Origin of the sequence: Microcoleus sp. N3A4 (genome assembly GCF_036701805.1) — a bacterium.
GTDB lineage: Bacteria > Cyanobacteriota > Cyanobacteriia > Cyanobacteriales > Microcoleaceae > Microcoleus.
Genome location: NZ_JAUBRJ010000012.1, coordinates 1 through 21,228, shown reverse-complemented (window position 1 = coordinate 21,228; position 21,228 = coordinate 1). Strand labels below are relative to the sequence as shown.

Genomic DNA, 21,228 nt, shown 5'->3' with positions numbered 1-21,228 from the left:
TGAAGATTGTCGCTGGCGACGCACCCTACTGCTTGATTGCAACGCGAAGTATGGTGCGTCGCTGTGAGATTTTATATCGAATTTGAAGATTGTCGCTGGCGACGCACCCTACTGCTTGATTGCAACGCGAAGTATGGTGCGTCGCTGTGAGATTTTATATTGGATTTGCAGATTGTCGCTGGCGACGCACCCTACTGCTTGATTGCAACAACGCGAATTCTGCGGTAATCTGCAATCCAATTACCATCACGATACTGTGTCGATCGCAAACGCTGTTCAACGGAGTTAATTACCTGCGATCGCACTTCCTCAGACAGCCCCGACAACAACCCGCCAGCAAACATTTCAATCCAATTTACCATACCAGCACTACCGCCTTCTAGAGGAGTTGGTCGATCGAACAAAACCGCATAACTAACCTCAAAACCCTGCTTTTCCAAAAGCACAGCATACTCGCCAATACTCGGAAAATACCAAGGATTAAGCGCTTCAGGCTCCTCGCAGCCAATTTCCGACAAAACACTCAAAAGTGCCCGGACGATCGCCCCCACGTTCCCCTTACCGCCAAACTCAGCGACAAAACGCCCTCCCGGCTTCAGCGCTTTTTCTACACAATTAATTACAGCATCCGGCTGTTTAATCCAGTGCAAAACAGCATTAGAAAATACAGCATCCAGCGGTTGCTCTACTTGAAAATTGCGGGCATCTGCGACGGCAAAACTAATCTGAGGATAGTTGGCTCTAGCTTTGGCAATCATCGACAAAGATGAATCAATTCCATCCACAAAAGCTCCACTTTCAGCAATCTTTTCAGTTAACTGTCCCGTACCGCAGCCTAAATCTAGAATCCGTTCTCCAGCTTTGGGAGCCAGTAATTCCAAGAGCGATTCACCGTATTGCCAAACAAAGGCGTGCTGTTGTTCGTACAGGGCTGTATTCCAATAATTTTGTGCCACGATAATTCCCCTAAATCTGTGTTCTCTGTGTTCTCTGTGTTCTCTGCGGTTAATTATTAAAAAAAACTCCTTCACAAAACAATCAAATTATTTGTTAGCCAGTTGGGCGATCGCACTTCCATCGATCCGGCAAACCCTAATATTTTCCCAAATTCGCGCTCCCTGCTTTTGATAAAAAGCAATTCCCGGTGCATTCCCAGTATTCACAGTCCATTCAATCCGCCCGCAATTTGTTGACTTAGCAATTTGTGCCAAAGACTTTAACAGCGCTGTACCGACTCCGAAACCGCGAAACTGAGATTGCACAAATAAGTCATCAAGCCAGAGACACGGCTGCGCCAAAAGACTTGAGTAGGAAGCATAAAACATGGCAAATCCTACTGCTGTGTCGGCAACTTCCGCCAACAATACTCGCACTAGCGGAGACTCGACAAATAGTGTTTGCTGCAATTTGTCGGCTGTGGCTTCTAAAAGATTTGGAACTCCATCAAATTCTGATTTTTCCGAAATAAAAGCAAGAATTAATTCCAAGTCTGCCAGCTCTGCTTCTCGAATTTTTACCTCCAAATTATCCATTTATGAATTCTCCATTGTACCGATTACAGAATTTTCAAAGTAACTGCAAAACGACCATAACTAATGATTATTTTGACTTGTCCGAATTCGCAGAAGTTGTCGGGAGCTGGATATTCTGTTTTTTGAATTTGGCTTACTTAATTACTGTAGAAAATACGCTCGTAAATGTCCAATACATTTTTAACTAACAACTTATACTTTTAAAATATCAATGATTGGAGAGTTATGGAACTGCGACATTTGCGTTATTTCATTGCGGTTGCAGAAGAATTGAATTTCACTCGCGCAGCCGATCGACTGCACATTGCTCAACCTCCGCTGAGCCAACAAATCCAGCATTTGGAGGCTGAGTTGGGCTTTCAACTGTTTCGCCGCACCAAGCGGACGGTTGTACTCACAGAAGCGGGACAGGTTTTTTTTGAGGAATCACAAAAAATTATGCAGCAAGTCGATCGAGCAATTCAACTCGGCCGACAGACAAGTCGGGGCGAACTGGGACAACTGACGATCGGCTTTGTGAGCTCTGCTTCTCATAACGTGGTTCCAGCCATTTTGCAGGCTTTTCGCACTCTTCATCCTGCGGTAAAGCTCGAATTGCGAGAAATGACGACAAATGAGCAGTTACAGCGACTGCGAGAAGGACAAATTGACATCGGCTTCATTCGCCCTCCGGTGGAAGAGGGGATAAATTCTGAAATTGTGTTTCGGGAAGTGCTGATCGCGGCTTTGCCGCAGACGCATCCAATGGCCGATCGCGCTAATGTTCAATTGCGCCAACTTTCCACGGAACCGTTTATCCTGTTTCCGCGTTCCCTCGCTCCGGGATTGTACGATCGCATCGTCAGTTTTTGTCAGCAAGCAGGTTTTAGCCCGATCGCGGCTCAAGAAGCAATTCAAATGCAAACCATTGTCAGTCTAGTCGCCGCCGAGATGGGAGTGGCGATCGTCCCGGAGTCGATGCAGAATTTCCAGCGCCTCGGCGTTGTTTACAAACCGATACAAGAAATCAGCCCGATCGTCTCGATCGCTCTAATTTGGGGCCAGAATCCAACGCCCGCAGTGCTGCGGTTTTTGCAGACAGCCAGAGACTTGTCAAATGTCAAATGTCAAATCTCAAATCTCAAATCTCAAAGCGATTGACGCCCTAGAGCAAATTTGAGCAACTTCTTAAAACTCAAAACTTCACATAAATTTCTGTGCAACAACACCCGTAAAATGATTAAATTGAGTCTCTGATTTCGAGCGATCGCCACGGTAAAAGTCGGCGCGATCGACCAACACAACTCAGAGTATCCGAATTCACATTAAGTACAAGAGAGCAAGGGATGTTATTTGCAACAACAGAAATGGATTCGTCCCAACCGGAATCCGCTTTCGACTTATCTAGTTACCTAGTCGAGCAAAAAAAGGCGGTCGAGATAGCTCTCGACAGTGCGCTACCGCTCATCTACCCAGAGAAAATTTACGAAGCCATGCGCTATTCGCTGCTAGCAGGGGGCAAACGGCTGCGTCCGATCCTGTGTCTGGCTAGCTGCGAACTGGCTGGCGGCACTGCCCACATGGCAATGCCCACAGCTTGCGCTTTGGAAATGATCCACACCATGTCGCTGATCCACGATGATTTGCCGGCAATGGACAATGACGACTACCGACGCGGCAAACTGACGAACCACAAGGTTTATGGCGAAGATATCGCTGTTTTGGCGGGCGATGGTTTGTTGAGCTATGCCTTTGAATTTATCGCCACTAAAACTGAGAACGTACCCCCCCAGCAGGTATTGCAGACGATCGCCCATTTAGCGCGGGCATCGGGCGCTGCTGGACTCGTAGGCGGTCAGGTGGTTGACCTGGAATCGGAAGGATTGAAAGATGTTTCTCTAGAAACTTTGAATTATATCCACGCTCACAAAACCGGCGCGGTGTTAGAGGCCTGCGTAATTTGTGGGGCAATTCTGGCTGGGGCGTCTGCTGCTGATTTGCAGCGGCTTTCCCGTTTTGCTCAAAATATTGGGTTGGCTTTCCAGATTATTGATGACATTCTGGATATTACTGCTACTGCCGAAGAACTTGGTAAAACCGCTGGTAAAGATGTTCAAGCCGGAAAGGTGACTTATCCGAGTTTGTGGGGAATTGAGGAGTCTAGGCGTCAAGCTAAACAGCTTGTTGCTGATGCTAAGGTTCAACTGGCAGTGTTTGGGAGAAATGCCATACCGCTGCTGGCGATCGCCGATTTTATTACCAGCCGCAGTAACTAGAAATATTAAACATTATGCAGGAAATTTGCAGCGGCGTCTTAAACAATCACGTACTGGTAGTTGCTTTGATTGCTTGTCTGGCGGCTCAGATCATTAAGCTGCCGATCGAGTTGGTCAAAAATCGCAAGTTTAATCTTCAGTATTTGGTAACAACGGGGGGAATGCCCAGCGCTCACTCGTCTTTTGTGGGCGCTTTGGCTGCTGGAGTGGGACAAACGATGGGATGGGAAAGTCCAGAGTTTGCGATCGCTGCGATCTTTGCAATTATTGTGATGTACGACGCTGCAGGCGTCCGCCAAGCAGCAGGCAAGCAAGCTCGCATCCTCAACCAAATTATTGACGAATTTTTTGAGGAAGATCACAACCTTAATGAAGCTCGCCTGAAAGAGTTGCTGGGACACACTCCTTTTCAAGTGCTTGTCGGTTTGGGGCTGGGAATTACTATTGCTTGGATCGCAGGGCCTGCATATTAGTTAACTGTTAACTGTTAACTGTTAACTGTTGACTGTTGACTGTTAACTGTTAATTAATGACTAAGCTGTTCGGCATTTAAAGGAGGATAGTAGGGTGCGTCAGTAAATAGGCGTTTCCCATGTATAGTAAGTGTTCTAGCTGACGCACCTTACCTGGAGCGTTAATGGTTTAAATGCTCCACAGCTTATTGACCGAATTCTGCTTGCAGCACGTCGTCGTTGTCATCGGCGATCGTGGCGACAATAGTAATAACCCGAGAAATTTCCCCGGCCGAGATTTCGGCGATCGTCCGAGTCGATATTACAGCAACTTGATTGTCAACAATCGCAAAATGAGATTCCAAAGTAGACAGCCAATTCATTTCTAGGATTTTCCGCATTAATTGAGCTTCATTCTTCGCCGGCAACAGCAGTACAAAAGCCCAAACAGTCAAAGTATCATCTTCGGTTTCGCCGGTGAGTTGCACGAACACTTCAACACTGCCGTACTTAAACTTCCAAAGATGTCCGCCAGCTTCATTTTGACCGACCATTACTTTTTGGTCTACAGCCATGCTAGCGATGACAGTTTCAATTTCTTCTGCATAGGTGACGGCTGTGGCTTTTTCGACCTGCTCGGAGGCGATCGCGCTTTCACTCGATAGGCTTTCTGTGGAAGCTGTTTGTATGTTCGGCTCGCTATTAGTCATGATTATATTTAGACGGAAAACTATTCCAATAATCAGTTTACTTCCTATTTAGGACTTACAAAAATACGACTTACGCACAAAAACCTTGAGAAACCGGGTTTCTTGACAAAAACCTACGCTTTCAGCTCGATCCCCAGGCAAGAAACCAAGGTGATGACACCCCGTGCGTAAGTTATAGAAAAGAAACCCGGTTTCTCGCAGAAATATCGGGTTCCTCAACGAAGCAGCCAGGAAGAAATCGGGTTTCTAGTCCCTGAGCGCACAAGCCATCGCCAGTGTTTAAGCCTTGGGCTTAGCCGGGGCCGGCTTCTTCTCAATGGTATTCAAGCCGTTGAGGAACATCGGCACCAATTTCTCCACAAATGCCTGGGGGTCGCGGTTCCAGGCCCGCTGAGCGACATCGACTCTGGTCATTTGCAAGTCGGGGGCCAGCAGGGTTCTGGGCAAGCGTTCCATCAGGTATTGCGGGCGTTCCCACATCGGCATGGTGTTGGCAATGTCCACCAGGCGGGTGACGCGGCGGAGTTCTGCCCCCAGCATGATATCCATTCCCGATTCAAATGCTGCTTGTTCGATCGCCACATACTTGCGCTTTGCCTGTTCCACCTTCTGGCGGTGTTCCGGGCTTTTGTCGGCGATTTGGGCGAGCCAGCGGTTGCCCCAGCGGACGTGACCAGCTTCTTCGGGAAAAATCTTTTCGATGGTTTCGCGGATTTTGACGTTTTCGTCGGTTTGGGGAGCCTGTTTGAGGGCGTGGATGTGCGCGCCGAAATACTCGCATCCCCGCTTCTCGGTGACGTTAATCGCGGCGAGGGAAGAAATTACAAAGTCTTCGCGGTTTTTGGTAGGGTCTTGTTGTTCGCTGTCATACAACCTTTCAAATTCGTCAATGTAGGAGACTCCCGGCGGCGTTCCCACATTTTGGCCCAAGTCTACCAGCAAATCTGTCAGCCACATGGCGTGCCGCGCTTCGTCGGAAATGTGCCGGGAAAGGTCGCGCACGAGTTCTGGCGGCTTCCCGTCTAGCTGTTCGATCAAGTCCGTAAGGTCTTTGCAACTGCGCTGTTCGCTAAACCGATAGCGGTTGATGGTGATCAGGTGAATTTCGCGATCGCGCACCACTTGAGCTAAAATCTCGCGCGCTCCCATGCCGTTGCGGAGCTTGCGGGGATAGGCAACTGTCATCTTTTTATTTTGTTTTGTAAAGATACTTATATAAGTGTAACGCAGTTTTTTCGATAGCTAATTACCTCGCAAGGCAGAAAGTTGTTGTGTAGCAAGCAGATTGAATTTTTTACCGACAACTTTTTTACTGTAAGCTGCTACGCATTTAAATTGAATCCAGATCCGGGTTCTCCTGCCCGTTCCACAATAATTGTAGAAAAATTGACTGTCAAATTAGATGGACAACAGCTTATCGACCAGCGAAAATAGTTTTGAGTTGCCAGTCATACCATTTTAGATTTTAGATTTTAGATTAAAAATGACTGATGACGATCGCGGTTTGGATCGCGGGCCTACAGTTACATTCTTTGTTGAAACTGCTATCACCCAAGCGTTGCGCTCCGCTCCCAAAGCAATCTCGCGCACTCAAAACTTTTCAGGTTCGGTAGAGTCTTTTGCCTCAACACTAGCAGACTCTTGTTGAAATTTTCGCGCCTCTTCTACTTCCAACCTAGCCAGCGTTGTCGCCACATCGGCTAACTGTAAAGCCAGATTCATCCGACAAACCGGGTTTTTTTCCCTCCACAGGTCTTTTGCCAAGAAATGTACTCGATAGCGAAACATTTTAATTGAATTTGGCGGAGTAACTTTCACTGTCATAGTCTCTCTTCGGTTGAAGTTTGAATTCGGAGCAGCACCCGTTCTAGCTCCAGGTAAACAAATGTCAGCATGATTACTTTATCTTCATCGGTGATTGTAACACTACAGGTTGCCGATCGAGGTTCAACGCCTTCGTGCCTGACAACTACAGTATATTTGCCCTGCTTCAGGTTATCAAAATTTACATCTGCTTCAAATAGGTCAACAGTCTCCTCGGCCAGCACTCGTCCTTCTTGAGTTAGTAAAGTGACAAAGGCAATGCCGTCAACTGAAGTCATGGCGACGTTACTCTGATTGCGGATCATCACAAAAATATCGGACATCGTTTAGCCATTGGTAATTGCTAATTGCTAATTTATAATCAAAGCAGCACCTAACAAACAAAGAAGCATAAATACTGTGCATTATTTCAAGCTTTTGCTAATTTTGACGGCTAGTGCAGCGGTTCTGGGGGGAAAAAGTGGGGCGCTAGCTACTGCCTCGAATATCTCTGAGACTGAACCTTGTTTGCAGTTTCACAGCCTGCAAATAGCAGAAAAGAGCGATCGCAATTTAAGCAACTCGAAAGGTACATTAAAAGAAGGCAGTGCCATCTCTATCGATCCTGATGAAGTTACGGGCATACCAAAAGCTGAGGCAAGGGCACGTTTCATTCTCAATAAGGTATATCGGGTTCAGGAAGGCACTACCGCTGACGATTTGTTTATTGTTGATGAGAAAGCAAATAAATGGGCTGTAGAGGATGTTTCAGAAGCTACAGAGGGATCTACTACTCACAGCGTTGCCCAGATAGTGTCGGGTGACGGGAGAGTCTGGGCGCCGATCCAGAAGTTCTAAACTCCAAAAAAACGCCGCTTTTAAGGGCGGCGTTCTTATTAATTAAAAATCACAGGTTGAAAATGGTATAATTACCAGTTTTAACTTTTAATTTTTAATTATTAATTTTCTAACAGTCGTAGTAGAGAGCAAACTCGTAGGGGTGAGGACGCAGCCGCATCGGGTTGACTTCATTGTCGAGTTTGTAGGAAATCCAGGTTTCGATGAAGTCTTCGGTAAATACGCCGGTTTCTGTTAAGAAACTGTGGTCTTTTTCCAAAGCTTCTAAAGCGCCTTCCAAAGAACCGGGAGTTGAAGGAATTTTGCTCAATTCTTCAGGGGAAAGGTCGTAGATATCCACGTCCAAAGGTTCGCCCGGATCGATTTGATTCTTGATGCCGTCTATGCCGGCGCACAGCATGGCTGCAAATGCTAAATAGGGGTTGGATGTGGCATCGGGACAGCGGAATTCTAACCGCTTGGCTTTGGGGTTGGTTCCCGACAACGGAATCCGCACTGATGCCGATCGATTTCCTTGAGAGTAAGCTAAGTTTACAGGCGCTTCAAAGCCCGGAACCAATCGCTTGTAGGAATTAGTTGTGGGATTGGTAAGTGCCAAAAGTGCCGGTGCGTGCTTGAGAATGCCACCGATGTAATGCAGTCCCATTTGACTGAAACCTGCATATTGATCGCCTGCAAATAGAGGTTGGCCGTCTTTCCAAATCGACTGGTGAACGTGCATCCCGGAACCGTTGTCGTTAAACAGCGGTTTGGGCATGAAGGTGATGGTTTTGCCGTATTTTTTGCCGACGTTTTTGATGACGTATTTGTAAGTCAGCAAGTAGTCGGCGGCTTGAACTAATGTTGCAAAGCGGAAACCGAGTTCGCACTGACCGCCGGTGGCGACTTCGTGGTGGTGTTTTTCGATGGGTACGCCGCATTTTGCCATTGTCAGCAGCATTTCCGTTCTCATGTCTTGAGAGGTATCGGTTGGTGCTACTGGGAAATAACCTTCTTTGTAACGCGGTTTGTAGCCGAGGTTGCCGCCTGCTTCTTCTTTGCCGGAATTCCAGCGACCTTCGATCGAATCTACGTAATAGTACCCGGAATTTTGGGTTTGGTCGAAGCGAACGTCGTCAAAAATAAAGAATTCTGCTTCCGGGCCAAAGAATGCTGTATCGCCGAGACCGGTCGAAAGCAAGTAGTCTATGGCTTTTTGGGCAATGGTGCGGGGACAGCGACTGTACGGTTCGCCGGTGCGGGGTTCTTTGATGCTGCAGATGAAGCTGATGGTCGGTTCTGCCATGAACGGGTCAATCCAAGCGGTGGTCGGATCGATGACCATAGTCATGTCTGATTCGTTGATGGCTTTCCAGCCCCGAATGCTGGAACCGTCGAAGGGTACGCCGTCTGTGAATGCGGTTTCGTCGATTTGGTCGTGGAACAGGGAAAGGTGCTGCCAGATCCCCGGCATATCGATGAACTTTAGGTCAACGATCTGGATTTTATTTTCTTTTATGTAGTTTAGGGCTTCTTGGGGCGTCTGGAACATGACTTACTCCTGATATTGGTTGTGTCTTGGCGATCGGCAGATTTCAGACTGTTTGGGCGATCGTAGGCCTTCTGTACCCACTATTTTGTATCTATGGCTACAAAATTTTGAAGTGGGGGTTCAGTGCGGCCGGGCAGTTCGTGATTCTTGCCCTGTCGATTTTTCGGCTGAAGATACAAGGCAAACGGCTGAATTTTGCTGCCGTTTGCCGGGGATAGACTACCCTTCGTGAAAATCCTATCTCAAATCTTAATCAAACGCCGATTTGTAGTAGTCTACAATAGGCGGTCTGTCTCAGATAGCAAAGTATTGATAAAGATTTTTGGGAGAGAAACTTATGCGCGATGCAGTGACGAGCCTGATTGAAAATTATGATGTTGCTGGTAGGTATTTAGACCGAGATGGTATCGATCGGTTGAAATCTTATTTTGCAACGGGTACGGCACGGGTACAGGCGGCGGCGGCGATTAACAGCAATGCTGCGTCAATTGTCAAGCAAGCTGGTATTCAGCTATTTGCCGAACAGCCTGAATTGATCCGTCCGGGCGGAAATGCCTACACGACTCGCCGCTACGCGGCTTGTCTGCGTGATATGGACTACTACTTGCGCTATGCTACTTACGCCTTGGTGGCTGGAAGTACCGACGTACTCGACGAGCGCGTGCTGCAAGGTTTGCGCGAAACTTACAATTCTCTCAGCGTTCCCATTGGCCCGACGGTGATGGGGATTGGCATTATGAAGGAGATGGTTAAGGCTCAGGTGGCATCTGCTGGCTTGTCTGTGGGGCCTTTTTTGGAGCAGCCTTTTGATTACTTGATTCGCGAATTGAGCGAACAAGATATTTAAGTCAATTTGCTAGTTCTTTTAGCAGCAAATTGCACTTATGGCTTGCAGTTAGCAGCAGTTGGATCGATCGCTTTTTTTGGCCTCACAGCCTCCAAGCGATCTTTTTTTATGGGTTATGCCATTTGAGATTAAAAATTTGAGATTAAAAATTTGAATAATTGGGAATGACTGATGAATTAAGGATTTCGAGCTTTCCTATAGTTGCATTTTTTTTGGCAACCGATGTTAAAAATCGCCAATAAATCCCCAGACGAGGCATTTGTCCAGGGGATTTTTGGTTTGGCGCCGATCGACTTGTTCGGCGGTTGCTGCTTCTACTTCACCGTTGGGGTAAAGAATGTGGATGATGTCACCGCTGACGAAGGCCAGGGGATTTTCTTGACAATTGTTCGGACTGCTGATAGGAAAGTTAATTGTTTTCATTGTCGATCGCCCAGATTGTATTTGTAGTGCTTTCACCTGTAGGTATATGATCCCCTAGTCGCCAAAATTTTTGTGTGATTTTACGGATGTTTATCTGTGATCGAAATACAAATGCAGAGCGATCTCAGTCACATAATGTGAGGTGGGGCGATCGCCCCGCGACATCGCAAAACCAAAATAATCGCCAAAAATCAGCAGTCTGGTTTTTGCGTAAGTGCTAATCTGGTACTGTTCTTAACCCGATCCGTACAGATTAAAAACCTTGGCTAAACAGCGACTAGACACTTTATTGGTCAGCCTAGATTTGTGCAGTTCCAGACAGCAAGCTCAGGCTTTGATTCGGACTGGGAAAGTCTCTATCAACCAGCAGGTAGTTGACAAACCGGGCACTGAGGTTGACATTGCAGCAAAAATTCAGATCAAAGAGCGATCGCGCTATGTTTCCAGAGGCGGCGACAAATTAGCCAAAGCTTTAGAAGTTTTTGCGATTCCCGTTGCAGGCAGAATTTGTCTCGACGGCGGCATTTCCACAGGCGGTTTTACCGACTGTCTGCTGCAAGCCGGCGCCGCCTTAGTCTACGGCATAGATGTTGGCTACGGTCAAGCAGATTGGGGCTTGCGGAACGATCCGAGGGTAATTTTGAAAGAACGCACCAATTTGCGGTACATGACTGCTACTGAGCTTTACGGGGACTCTGGGCAAGCAGATTTGGCGGTAGTAGATGTGTCGTTTATTTCTCTGGATAAGATTTTACCGGCGCTGTGGGAATTGTTGGTACCACCGCGAGAAGCGGTGTTGCTGGTAAAGCCGCAGTTTGAGGTAGGGCGCGAGAGAGTCGGGAAAAAAGGCGTAGTAAGAGACTCAGCAACTCAAGCTGATGCGATTTTTCAAGTGTGGAAGGCAGCCACAGCTTTAGGATGGCAGCAACGCGGCTTAACGTGGTCGCCTTTACTTGGCCCGGCCGGTAATATCGAGTATCTTTTATGGTTGGGGATCGATCGCGAACAGGAATCAGACCCGAGGGCGATCCTCTTCGAGGGCTGCGCTAACGAAGATGGTGTGGTGAAGGAACGGATCGCACAAGTCACAAAAGCGGCCGCGCGCGAACTTGTCGATCGATTGTAGATTGTAGATTGTAGATTGATTTCAAGATTTGAAGCTAATCAATTTTAAAATTCAAATTTGGAACTCCAGATTGATCTAAAATTTCAATTTTTTTTGTCAATTGGACTCCTCAACTTTCACAAGAGTGAATAATTCCATGCAATCATTTAAACAAGTCGGTTCTATTTTACTGTACGTTCTAGGTGGCATCGGGTATGTAGCAATTGTAGCTACTATTGTAGGCGTTTCAATGCTGATCAAGTGGGCAGCCCTGCTACTAGCAGACAAATTATTATATACAATTCTGATTATCGGTGATTTGTTGAGGGGCATCGAAATTATTGAACTGTTAAATATATTAATATTTGCATTTATCGGTATGGGAGTGGGTGTCGCGACAAATCTTCTACACCCTAAATACGGCCGCAAAATTAGTGCGGCTTTGTTGATAGTTATAGTTCCCTTAGTGTTCATGATTACGCCAGCCATCAGATATAATTCTTGGCTGGAAAAAGTAGGAGAATCGGATAAATTATCGCCGGCGGAAACTGCAACATTAACTAACTCATTTTTGAATAGAAAAGTAGGATTGTCAGGTTTTATCGGTTATTACGTATATACTGGTCAGTTTCCGGTTATTCCGACGAAACAATCTGAGATGAAAGACCTCGACAGCTTTGAAAAAAAAGTTAATTCCAGATTTGTACAGTTCACAGGTATTGCTCCGACTATTGTTTCTTGGTCTATGCGGGTTTGTTTTTGGCTGATTAGAATATTTTACTTTTCTATAGCTATAATTGCGACGATCGCTCATTTTAGAGAAGGTATTAGAATCGCGAGACGGTAATACGATTTTAGATTTTAGATTTTAGATTTTAGATTTTAGATTTTAGAATTGGGAATCATATCAAATCAGGTAGCATCGGAATTAATATTACCCACAATCAGGACACGGCAATGCCGTGTCCCTACAATTAATCGCGGTAGGGAAACGGCACTGCCGTGTCCTCCGTTTATATCATTCCGGTGCCACCGGAATTAATATCAGTTGACCAATTTTTCTCAAGACTTGAAGAACCGTATAAAGTTCGTTCATTAGAGGAACAGGTGAAAAGATTCTTGATAAGTCATATTTAGGAGGATTCTGAAAGTCTAGCTTGACGAATACAATTTCACTGCCATTTGTCATGGCAGCAAAACTCGGTCTATCCTTGCGGGGATTGGCGGTCATGTATGCTAGTGTTTGGGGAAGTGCAGACATTACTGAAATGGTGGTGCGCTTCGACTCTAAGAGTGTCACCCAAAACTGATTTTGCATCGCTAAAACATCAATCCGTCCCTTGAGAGTTTCTACTTCATCATCCTCGTCATCTAAAACAATTTGTACAGATTTTTCAGCCATCATTTTAAAAGGTGGATCGTAAAAACCCGCTCGTTCCAATAGAGGCGAACCCGTGATTAGCGTAACGGTTCCTTCTGTAAGGCTTCCATCATTTAAACGATCAAGATATCGCCTCCGAATTAAATTGAGAGCGGCTTTATCGACTTCTGTAATTTCTGGTAAATCTGCATACCATTCGGGGAAAAATCCCTCGGATTCAGTTCGCGTAATATTGAATCGAGATTCAACATCTGCTAAAGTTTGGATGATTTCAGTAATGGCTGTTGTTTGTGTCAAATTTTAAACTCTTGCTGCAAGCGATCGATAATTGTATTGCGCTCGATGGTGGCGAGAATTTCTTGAATTACCGTATCTTGTCCCAGCGGGCCCCAGGTGCAGCCTTTTTCTAAATAAACTTGGGCGGCGCGACCGACAGCGTAGGTTCCGTAAGCTGCTAAACTAGCTTGAGTGACAGCAACTCCGGCAAAAGTAGAAAAGCCGATTTGGGGAGCAGCAACGGCCGCACTTTTGCCGAATCCCAAGAGGAAACTGCTACCCAATTCTCCCAAAAGTACGCCGCCAGCACTGGAGAAAATAGTCTGCCAAAGTTTCCCCGCTTCGTAACCAGTCATGGGTAAACCGTAAAGTCTGGATAAAGAGCGAATTAAGGCTAAATCTGCGACTGTTGCTCCCATTACATCCAAGAATGCGACTGGATTTAAACCCACAGCCAAAGCTTTATATTTTGCAAATTGCCAGATTAAATCTTCGGCTTCTGTGTGTCGCAATTTGAGAACTTGACGGGCAATGTTTGCTTCGGCATCTCTAGCTTCAACTAAAGCATTGAGAGCGAGGAGCGATCGACCTTCTCTGTTAAGAATTGTGAGAATTTTATGTTTGAGTTCGTCTATCTGTGCGGGCGGGGACTCCCATTCGTTGGTTACTCTTCCGTCTGACCATTCCACTCGCACTTGCACCGGCGCGGGTTCGGCGGCTACCATGACTATTTCTAAAGATTTGGCAGTTTTAAACGGTGATTTTGCAGTAGATTTATCAGATGGGTTGTTTGGGCGATCGGACAAATTTTCGCTATCTGTTTCCTCTGTTACCGCAGCGGCTGCTAACTGTTCGGAATTTCCCAGCGCTTGCAAACTTTGGTAAATAGCTTTTCTGTCTAATTCTGGATAAAGGTCAATTTTATTAAAAACTAAAATCAGCGGTTTTTGAGCTGTTTGCAATTCGCACAGTGCTTGATATTCAGTGCGGGTGATATCGCCTGCAACGACAAACAGAATTAAGTCAGCTTGGCGAGTTACTTGTTTCGCCATTTCGCCGCGCACTTCACCGCCAACTTCATCAATTCCGGGAGTATCGATTAATTCAACTTGTATTTTTTCTGTGTCTTCTGCGGCGGGAATAAAAGGAATCGTCCAGCGCACGGAACGCGGCCACTGAGTCACGCCGTTGAGAGGGCCTGTTTGCAGGATTTTTTGACCTAAAAGCGCGTTTAATACGGCTGATTTGCCGCGGCTGACTAGGCCGAAAGTAGCAATCCGAATGACCTTGTTGTCGAGTTTTTCTGAGGTGGAAGTTAAGATGTCTAACTGATTTTGCAGCGTTGCTTCTAATTCTGTATTATTGGAGTTTTTTTTGCCTTGGCGCAGGTGGGAATAGCGCGCCAGGGATTGGCGCAAACTGGCGCGGGCTAGGGACAAGCGATTTTCTTGAATGGAATTGTCAGCCATTGGCGATCGGCTTTTTTAAGCAGGTATAATTGATCGTCGAATTATAAATCCTATTTCTTATTTTAATACAATTTTTCATAAATTTATAATTTTTTAGTTGTGAGTTTTCCAAAAAATATTGAACGGGCAAGATGCCCGTTCCACAATAACAAAAAAATTTTTGTGGCACAGGAATCTTGCCCGTTCGTTCCACAATAACAAAAAAATTTTTGTGGCACAGGCATCTTGCCTGTTCTTTTCCCTAAAACTAGGCTCCGCCTCGGAAAATTTTATCGACGTTCAGTTCCATATTGGGAAATGTAGGTGAAATAATGCGATCGCTCCCTCTGAATTGTGTAATCCTATACTCTCCGTCCACAAGCTGGCAAACCGAGAGCGTGGGTTCTTTGGGGTCGCCAATATGACGTATTCCGCCGAATGCAGCATAATCCGCAATCCAATATTCGAGAATTCCCATCATTTCGTAATCTGCCAATTTTTTTAGATAATCGTCGCGCCAGTTGGTACTGACAACTTCAACAAGCAGCGGGATAGATGTTCCTTGGGTGATTGTTGCTGACTTCAACCATAAGGGTTCGGATGCTAAAGCCTGACGGTTTAATAGCAAAACATCCGGGATATATCCTGTATCTTTAGCTGGTGGCTTAACTAGCGCTTTCGAGGGAATGCGGTATGGAAGTTGCAGTTGGGTGTAGAGCAGCGTAAATTCTTGAACCAGGTATGCTGTGATATCTTCGTGTTCTCCTGTTGGCTGCATTTCAACCATTACCCCGTCGTGGAGTTCGTAGCATCTGTTTTCGGATTTGTATTCTATAAATTCTTCAAAGGTTAGTATTTTTGGTTTAGTTTGTATCATCGTGCAAACTTTATTTGATTGTAGAATAGAAGGAAGAAGGAAGAAGAAAGAAGGAAAATATTAACTGGTTTCCCGGCTCTGCCGGGGAACAGGCATCTTGCCTGTTCCACAACAATAAAACTGTCTTGTGGAACAGGCATCTTGCCTGTTCCTTTATTTTACTTAATTGGCTGAATTTACTGCCTCGGACTGAGACATCTGAGGCGAGAGACGACTCGCCACTTGATTGATGAAAGCTTGCAAGAAGGAAACTTGCTGATTTTGCGTAAATACTGCTTGCAAAGTTTTAGTCAACTGGTGGATATTTAGAATGCCTGTGGCAGCATTTTCCAATTCTTGAGTTGAGAAATATTCGATTAAACTCAGTCCCGCTATTCTGGTAAAATAGGCTGCACTAATTCCCTGCACCGCGCCTCCTGCTACATAGGTGACGGCATTGCTTTTCAGCAGTCCAGTAATAGTTTGAGTAGACAGTTCTACTAATCCCAATTTGAACATTTGACTTGCCAAAGTTGCCGCTACTGTTTTAGCTTGGTCTAAGGAAAACTTTTGCTGGTAGATAGCGCCGAGATCGATTACGAGTTGGGTGCTGATGGCGGTTGTTGCTAGCAAGTCTAAAGCGGGAACCGGATTAGCAAATACGGCGGCGGCGGCGATGTACTGATATTGTTCGATAATGGGAATTGCCCGATCGCGCCTGACTGCATTTAAGAAGGTTTTCGCCTCTAATTTGATACTTGCAGCTTCGCGCACTGCACTCGCCCAGACCAACTGTTGCCGTTCTTCCGTTAAGATTTTAGTCAATCTTTCCGTCAGCGCGTCGAGTTGAGAAACTTGATTTTCGATCCGTTCTTGAACAGTGCCGTCAGCTTGGTGCTGCCGCACTTTAATAGAATTGGGAGAAGCTGCGATCGCAATTATATCTTCTGTCCCCAATATTCCTTGCATTTTCTGCTGCAAAGAGTGCAAAACCTGCGACTGCTGTTCTGGCAAATATTGGTCTAGTTTGTTCCAGACTAGCAGCACGCGCTGACCTGCGGACGCTAGCTGAGATAATGTTTTAAATTCGGAATCTGTGATGTCGCCCGCTGTCACAAACAGCACTAAATCACCGCCGATTTTGGCATCGGTATTTGTATTGGCAAACAGCGGTGCTGTTTCTGGGAAACTCAGCTTTTGCGGGTGTTGAGATGCCCAATTAGAATTTAAAACTTGAATTAAGGCAGTTTTGCCGACAGCTTTGCCGCCAGTTACGGTAATCCGCAAATCTTGTCTGTCTAATTCGGCTCTGAGCCGATCGAGCTTTGCTGTTAGATTAGCCGGATTTGCCGAGTTTTGAGCTTCTGAGGCTAGCAAATTAATTGCGGCTTCGGAAGTCGCGATCGCTTTTTCGGCTGCTTCCCTGTTCGCTAGGGGTTGCGGGAGTGCGAGTTCGAGTTTGGGGGATTGTTGCTTCCACCACCAATACCCCGCACCGGCTGCCGCCAAGCCGATGAGTGCCGTTTCGCCCATTTCTGAACCCGAATGCTGTAGAGTTTCCAACAGCCACAGCGCTGCTGAAAGTCCTATTCCCCCAATTAAAATCGGTCGCCGCAAGTTAAGTGTCATTTTTCCCTTCCTGTGGGTATTTTCGCCAAGCTTAACCTTACCGGGCTTGGCCTCCCTCCCTATATTCCATCGTACCTCTGCAAGATCAAAATTGGCAGGCGGGCGATCGGGCTTTTGGGCGGATTACACCCTAAACATTTTCCAGAATTGCAAAATGTTTGTAGTAGTGAGATGTTGCACCATTCTCAATTACTTGTTTAGGAACAGGCCGGAAAGCCTGTGAAGCGAGAAAATTCACTCTTTGTGGAACAGGCCGGAAAGCCTGTTAAGCGAGAATGGTGCAAAATGTTTGTAGTAAGGAAGTCCGTCCTTGGTGTTGAGTTGCGAAAGAAAGGACTTTAGTCCTCACTACAAACTGTTAATCTTTGAGAAATCGGACTGGTAATTGTTTAATCTCCCAGACAAATTCCCAAACCGCGGGCCGTTTTAACCAGAGTACCATCGAATTCTACAGGTCTGTATTTTGCGATCGCATCTTCCAGAGGAACGCTCACAACTTCCCGCTTTTGCCAAGATACCATGCAGTCGTATTTCTCTTCGGCAATTAAATCAACTGCTGCGACGCCAAAAGCAGAAGCAATTAATCTTTCTAGCGATGAAGGAGTTCCTCCGCGTTGAATATGTCCCAAAACAGTGACGCGAGTTTCTGCACCGCTGCACTCCGAGATTGTATCAGCTAAATACTGACCAATTCCGCCTAATCGACTTTGACCTAAGCGATTTGTGTGCATTACTAATTCGCCTTTTTCAGTGCGAACTGCCTCCGCTACTATAATTAAACAGTAGTTTTTTCCCCGGTCTTGGCGTTCTTGGATTTGGGCGCAGATTTTGGAAATTGTGTAAGGGATTTCGGGAATCAGAATTATATCAGCTCCCCCAGCAATTCCGGCACTGATCGCAATATGTCCGGCGTCGCGTCCCATGACTTCAACAATCATGACGCGACTGTGACTGGCCGCAGTAAAATGCAAGCGATCGAGTGCTTCAGTGGCAATATTGACAGCAGTATCAAAACCGATGGAACGCTCGGTAATTCCGACATCATTATCAATAGTTTTAGGAATAGCAACTAAATTCAAATTGCCGTGTTGAGCAATCTTCCTGAGAATGGCGAGACTACCGTCACCACCAATGCCAATTAAAGCATCCAAACCTAGTTGATGATAGCCTTCGATAATGTCCTCAGAACGATCGCGTAGAGTCCCATCAGGCATCGGGAAAGCAAAAGGGTCGCCTTTATTTGTCGTGCCTAGCATCGTACCGCCAATGGTGAGCCACGAGTCTACTTTCTCAATATCCAAGGGAATTGCTTGAGGGGGACGACTCATCAATCCGTTGGTGGCTTGACGAATCCCCATCACTTTCCAATTGTAAGTTCCCGCTGCGCGGTGGACAACGGCTCGAATGACTGCATTTAAGCCTGCACAGTCACCTCCGCTGGTGAGGATGCCGATACATTTTTGTTCTCCCATAATTAATGCCCGACTTTTGTTACTCAGAACATGAGTTGATATTTTTAGATCCCGATCGTCCAATCCTTATTTCTAACCTAATTGAGCGGCTCATCCCTGACGCACCCACAAGTTTGTTTGCCAACTAAGTAGCGTCCCAAATCACCATCTCAAACAAAACATAAATTTTACTTGGGATTGAGGCGTTTAGAAACTTGGTTAATTAGGCCGCTGAGAATTGCGCCGCCCATGAGAATGCCGAGGGCCGGATTAAATACGGGCTGCCACAGACTGTACCACAAATCAAAACCCAGATTCACTCCGGTCGATCTACCCGCTACTGCGATCGCAAACCACGCAAAACTGGCAAAGACGAAAAATACATCAGCTACTAAAATCAAGTTGAGAAAGTTAAGAAATTTATCTTTCATTGTCGAGGGTTCCTTTTGAGTGTATATGTGTCAACTTTTGGCAAGCGGTTGGTAATGGAGCGGATTGATAGCTGCAACTGGCGATCGAATAAAGATAAAATATCATTCAATTGTTTTCGCACACAGGCTATCAAGATATGGTTCGCTATACACTTCCTCAAAGCCCCGAAATTATTTTAACTGTCAAAGGGAAAGATTCAGGCAAAGCCCGCGAAGAAGCGATGGATCGGCTGATGGAGCTCATGGATGAGGGTAAGCTGCCTACACAACTCCTGGAGGGATTTGGGCCCAAGCAGTTTGTTGAAGTTAAGGATATCGAAGATGCTGCGTCAGACGGCGAGGACGCGATTACTGAAGCCGTACAGATTTTGAGCAATTTGGCAAGTCTCAAATTGAAAGTCATGGAATCCCGCGAAGAAGCCCTCAAAATCCGGGCGGCGATCGACATTTTGTTTACAGATGAGGCTGTAACTGCCGAGGAAATTGGTCGCTTGAAAGATGGTTTCAAGGTTCTCAAAAACTTCGCTCAAGCTAACGTCCGCTATCGAGAAGCTAGAAGTAAGGCGGAAGAAGCGCGGGCAATTCTCGACGAAGCTTTGCAATCTGTCGAACCCGAAAACAAGGCACAGAAGTCGGCAAAATAGTAGGAGGTTGCATTGAAACTCACATCTTGCACCATGCTCAAAAACAGGCTTTCCGGCCTGTTATAAGCTGTTCGGCATTTAAAGGAGGATAGTAGGGTGCGTCAGTCAATAAGCGTTTCCCATGTATAGTAAGTGTTCTAGCTGACGCACCTTACCTGGATCGTTAATGGTTTAAATGCTCCACAGCTTACAAGAAAATTCACTCTTTGTGGAACAGGCATCTTGCCTGTTCCTAAAAAGCCGATTGACAATGGTGCAACATCTGAGTTTAAACCTATTTCTATCATTGCGATCCGAAACCAAGCAATCGCCGAGGTTTGCGATTGCTTCGTTTCTTTATTCAGACATACAATAACTCTGCTGCCAGACATACTATTAACTGTATCCACATTGAAATCAGGAATAAATTGTGAGCCAACAACAAACAGGAACTCTCAGAAACTCGATGTCAGGCAGCTTGCTGCTGGCTAAAAACTTAGGTTTTGAACCAAAAACTGTGATTGATGTCGGCGCGGCATTGGGAACTTTTAACCTTTATGACACTTTCCCCAATTCGCGACATTTGCTAATTGAGCCGATCGCCGAAAATGAACCTTATCTCGCCAAAATTTGCCGCAAGCTCAAAAGTGCAGAATACATTATTGCGGCAGCGACCAAAGCATCGGGAGTTTTCACCCTCAACGTCAGTCCCGATATGCTGCATTCTTCGATTTCTGAAAATCGCCTTACTGACAGCAGCAATCCTTATTTGAGAAACATACCGGCAATTACCCTGAATGGAATATGCCGGGAAAGAAACTTGTCAGGCCCGTATTTAATTAAAGTTGATGTAGACGGACAAGAATTAGATGTTTTAGCGGGAGCAACTGAGATTTTGCAGCAAACTGAATATGTAATTGTAGAAGTTACTTTGTTCGGTCAGATGTATGATGTAATGAGTTTTATGAAGTCCCAAGGATTCGCAGCTTACGATATTGTTGATTTGGGATATCGCCCGAGTGATACAGCTTTGTGGCAAGTTGACATGGCTTTTGTTAAAGAATCCGGTCAATTCAGAAGAGATAGCAGTTACGCGACAGGACAGCAGGATATCGAAGCCGTTAACTCGTATCTCAAAGCTTATCGGGAAAGTTTCATGAAATACATTGACACTCATTACAGCGACCCAGTAGAGCCGGAACCACAGGTCAGTCAAGCTGTTGTGCGCGAAGATTATGTCATAATTTAATCAGCTATTGTGCATTTAAACTGCATACTTGGGGCGGCGTCGCAGCAACGACCCACAAGAGTTTGATTTGATGATTTGTTGACGTGCAATTTAAATACTGATCGAGCTTATAATGTTCAGTATAAAATCACCTATAAGTTCGTATTGAGGACTTTATTCATCATAATTTTATGATGAATAAAGTCCTCAATACAAACCAAAACTTAGGATCGCAAATTAAATAATTTACACAAGTTTGTGGGATGGGCGTCCCGCCCGTCCAGAAAGGACGGGTGGGAGCATCTCAGTTTTGCAAAAAGCATTTTTTTTATTGTAGTGCGAGCGTCCCCGCTCGCGTGTGGTACAAGACGCGAGCGGGGACGCTCGCA

The 21,228-nt window shown here is 45.8% G+C and carries 23 protein-coding genes; 9 read left to right on the top strand and 14 right to left on the bottom strand.

The features are described 5' to 3' along the window. Positions 1–191 precede the first annotated feature (191 nt). A complete protein-coding gene (locus QUA56_RS09435) occupies positions 192–956 on the bottom strand; it encodes a methyltransferase domain-containing protein (RefSeq protein ID WP_333356274.1) in 765 nt (254 codons plus the stop codon). A gap of 87 nt (positions 957–1,043) precedes the next feature. Beyond that, the gene (locus QUA56_RS09430) at positions 1,044–1,532 is read right to left on the bottom strand and encodes a GNAT family N-acetyltransferase (protein ID WP_333356271.1); all 489 of its coding nucleotides are present in this window, start codon (positions 1,530–1,532) and stop codon (positions 1,044–1,046) included. Positions 1,533–1,757: 225 nt separating this feature from the next. On the opposite strand from QUA56_RS09430, the gene QUA56_RS09425 reads away from it, so the two are divergent. From QUA56_RS09425 to QUA56_RS09415, 3 genes are all read left to right on the top strand, one after another. Continuing rightward, positions 1,758–2,672, top strand: a complete 915-nt coding sequence (locus tag QUA56_RS09425) for a LysR family transcriptional regulator (protein ID WP_333356268.1) — start codon at positions 1,758–1,760, stop codon at positions 2,670–2,672. 185 nt (positions 2,673–2,857) lie between these two features. Continuing rightward, positions 2,858–3,787, top strand: a complete 930-nt coding sequence (crtE, locus tag QUA56_RS09420; RefSeq protein ID WP_333356265.1) for a geranylgeranyl diphosphate synthase CrtE — start codon at positions 2,858–2,860, stop codon at positions 3,785–3,787. A gap of 14 nt (positions 3,788–3,801) precedes the next feature. After that, on the top strand, positions 3,802–4,260 hold the full coding sequence (locus tag QUA56_RS09415) for a divergent PAP2 family protein (protein ID WP_333356264.1): 459 nt from the start codon (positions 3,802–3,804) through the stop codon (positions 4,258–4,260). A gap of 185 nt (positions 4,261–4,445) precedes the next feature. Here QUA56_RS09415 and QUA56_RS09410 read toward each other — a convergent pair whose 3' ends face one another. From QUA56_RS09410 to QUA56_RS09395, 4 genes are all read right to left on the bottom strand, one after another. Further along, positions 4,446–4,949 carry a YbjN domain-containing protein gene (locus tag QUA56_RS09410; RefSeq protein WP_333356261.1) on the bottom strand — a complete coding sequence of 168 codons (504 nt, stop codon included), beginning with the start codon at positions 4,947–4,949 and terminating at the stop codon, positions 4,446–4,448. Positions 4,950–5,228: 279 nt separating this feature from the next. After that, complete coding sequence (locus QUA56_RS09405) at positions 5,229–6,134, bottom strand: ferritin-like domain-containing protein (protein ID WP_333356259.1); 906 nt, start codon at positions 6,132–6,134, stop codon at positions 5,229–5,231. 405 nt (positions 6,135–6,539) lie between these two features. Further along, positions 6,540–6,773: a hypothetical protein gene (locus QUA56_RS09400; RefSeq protein ID WP_333356256.1), complete on the bottom strand. Its 234-nt coding sequence runs from the start codon at positions 6,771–6,773 to the stop codon at positions 6,540–6,542. After that, positions 6,770–7,096 (bottom strand): hypothetical protein, encoded by a 327-nt coding sequence (locus QUA56_RS09395; protein ID WP_015178761.1) that lies wholly within the window; start codon positions 7,094–7,096, stop codon positions 6,770–6,772. The genes QUA56_RS09400 and QUA56_RS09395 overlap by 4 nt, the downstream gene beginning before the upstream one ends. A 76-nt stretch (positions 7,097–7,172) precedes the next feature. Here QUA56_RS09395 and QUA56_RS09390 point away from each other — a divergent pair, with 76 nt between their 5' ends. Further along, entirely contained in the window at positions 7,173–7,610 is a 438-nt protein-coding gene (locus tag QUA56_RS09390; protein ID WP_333356253.1) for a hypothetical protein, read from the top strand. 109 nt (positions 7,611–7,719) lie between these two features. Here the strand turns inward: QUA56_RS09390 and glnA are convergent, their stop codons facing one another. Continuing rightward, complete coding sequence (gene glnA, locus QUA56_RS09385; protein WP_333356250.1) at positions 7,720–9,141, bottom strand: type I glutamate--ammonia ligase; 1,422 nt, start codon at positions 9,139–9,141, stop codon at positions 7,720–7,722. A 337-nt stretch (positions 9,142–9,478) separates the two neighbouring features. Between glnA and apcB the strand changes: the two genes are divergently transcribed. Beyond that, positions 9,479–9,988: an allophycocyanin subunit beta gene (gene apcB, locus QUA56_RS09380; RefSeq protein WP_333356247.1), complete on the top strand. Its 510-nt coding sequence runs from the start codon at positions 9,479–9,481 to the stop codon at positions 9,986–9,988. Between the two features lie 225 nt (positions 9,989–10,213). Here the strand turns inward: apcB and QUA56_RS09375 are convergent, their stop codons facing one another. Further along, the gene (locus QUA56_RS09375; protein WP_333356244.1) at positions 10,214–10,411 is read right to left on the bottom strand and encodes a hypothetical protein; all 198 of its coding nucleotides are present in this window, start codon (positions 10,409–10,411) and stop codon (positions 10,214–10,216) included. 262 nt (positions 10,412–10,673) lie between these two features. On the opposite strand from QUA56_RS09375, the gene QUA56_RS09370 reads away from it, so the two are divergent. Together QUA56_RS09370 and QUA56_RS09365 are read left to right on the top strand one after the other, a co-directional pair. After that, positions 10,674–11,537, top strand: a complete 864-nt coding sequence (locus QUA56_RS09370) for a TlyA family RNA methyltransferase (protein ID WP_333356242.1) — start codon at positions 10,674–10,676, stop codon at positions 11,535–11,537. 136 nt (positions 11,538–11,673) lie between these two features. After that, entirely contained in the window at positions 11,674–12,363 is a 690-nt protein-coding gene (locus QUA56_RS09365; RefSeq protein WP_333356240.1) for a hypothetical protein, read from the top strand. Positions 12,364–12,534: 171 nt separating this feature from the next. Here QUA56_RS09365 and QUA56_RS09360 read toward each other — a convergent pair whose 3' ends face one another. The 6 genes from QUA56_RS09360 to QUA56_RS09335 form a co-directional block, all read right to left on the bottom strand. Continuing rightward, positions 12,535–13,194, bottom strand: a complete 660-nt coding sequence (locus QUA56_RS09360) for a type I restriction endonuclease subunit R (RefSeq protein ID WP_333356237.1) — start codon at positions 13,192–13,194, stop codon at positions 12,535–12,537. After that, positions 13,191–14,642 (bottom strand): GTP-binding protein, encoded by a 1,452-nt coding sequence (locus QUA56_RS09355; RefSeq protein WP_333356235.1) that lies wholly within the window; start codon positions 14,640–14,642, stop codon positions 13,191–13,193. The genes QUA56_RS09360 and QUA56_RS09355 overlap by 4 nt, the downstream gene beginning before the upstream one ends. 247 nt (positions 14,643–14,889) lie before the next feature. After that, complete coding sequence (locus QUA56_RS09350; RefSeq protein ID WP_333356232.1) at positions 14,890–15,498, bottom strand: Uma2 family endonuclease; 609 nt, start codon at positions 15,496–15,498, stop codon at positions 14,890–14,892. Positions 15,499–15,660: 162 nt separating this feature from the next. Then, positions 15,661–17,106, bottom strand: a complete 1,446-nt coding sequence (locus QUA56_RS09345; RefSeq protein WP_333356229.1) for a slr1306 family protein — start codon at positions 17,104–17,106, stop codon at positions 15,661–15,663. Positions 17,107–17,495: 389 nt separating this feature from the next. Continuing rightward, entirely contained in the window at positions 17,496–18,578 is a 1,083-nt protein-coding gene (locus tag QUA56_RS09340) for an ATP-dependent 6-phosphofructokinase (RefSeq protein ID WP_333356226.1), read from the bottom strand. 167 nt (positions 18,579–18,745) lie between these two features. Further along, positions 18,746–18,988 (bottom strand): hypothetical protein, encoded by a 243-nt coding sequence (locus QUA56_RS09335; RefSeq protein ID WP_333356225.1) that lies wholly within the window; start codon positions 18,986–18,988, stop codon positions 18,746–18,748. Positions 18,989–19,125: 137 nt separating this feature from the next. Here QUA56_RS09335 and QUA56_RS09330 point away from each other — a divergent pair, with 137 nt between their 5' ends. Both QUA56_RS09330 and QUA56_RS09325 read left to right on the top strand, forming a co-directional pair. Further along, complete coding sequence (locus QUA56_RS09330) at positions 19,126–19,632, top strand: hypothetical protein (protein ID WP_333356222.1); 507 nt, start codon at positions 19,126–19,128, stop codon at positions 19,630–19,632. A 409-nt stretch (positions 19,633–20,041) separates the two neighbouring features. After that, positions 20,042–20,860, top strand: coding sequence for an FkbM family methyltransferase (locus tag QUA56_RS09325; RefSeq protein ID WP_333356219.1), 819 nt, complete (start codon positions 20,042–20,044; stop codon positions 20,858–20,860). The last annotated feature ends 368 nt before the right edge of the window (positions 20,861–21,228 follow it).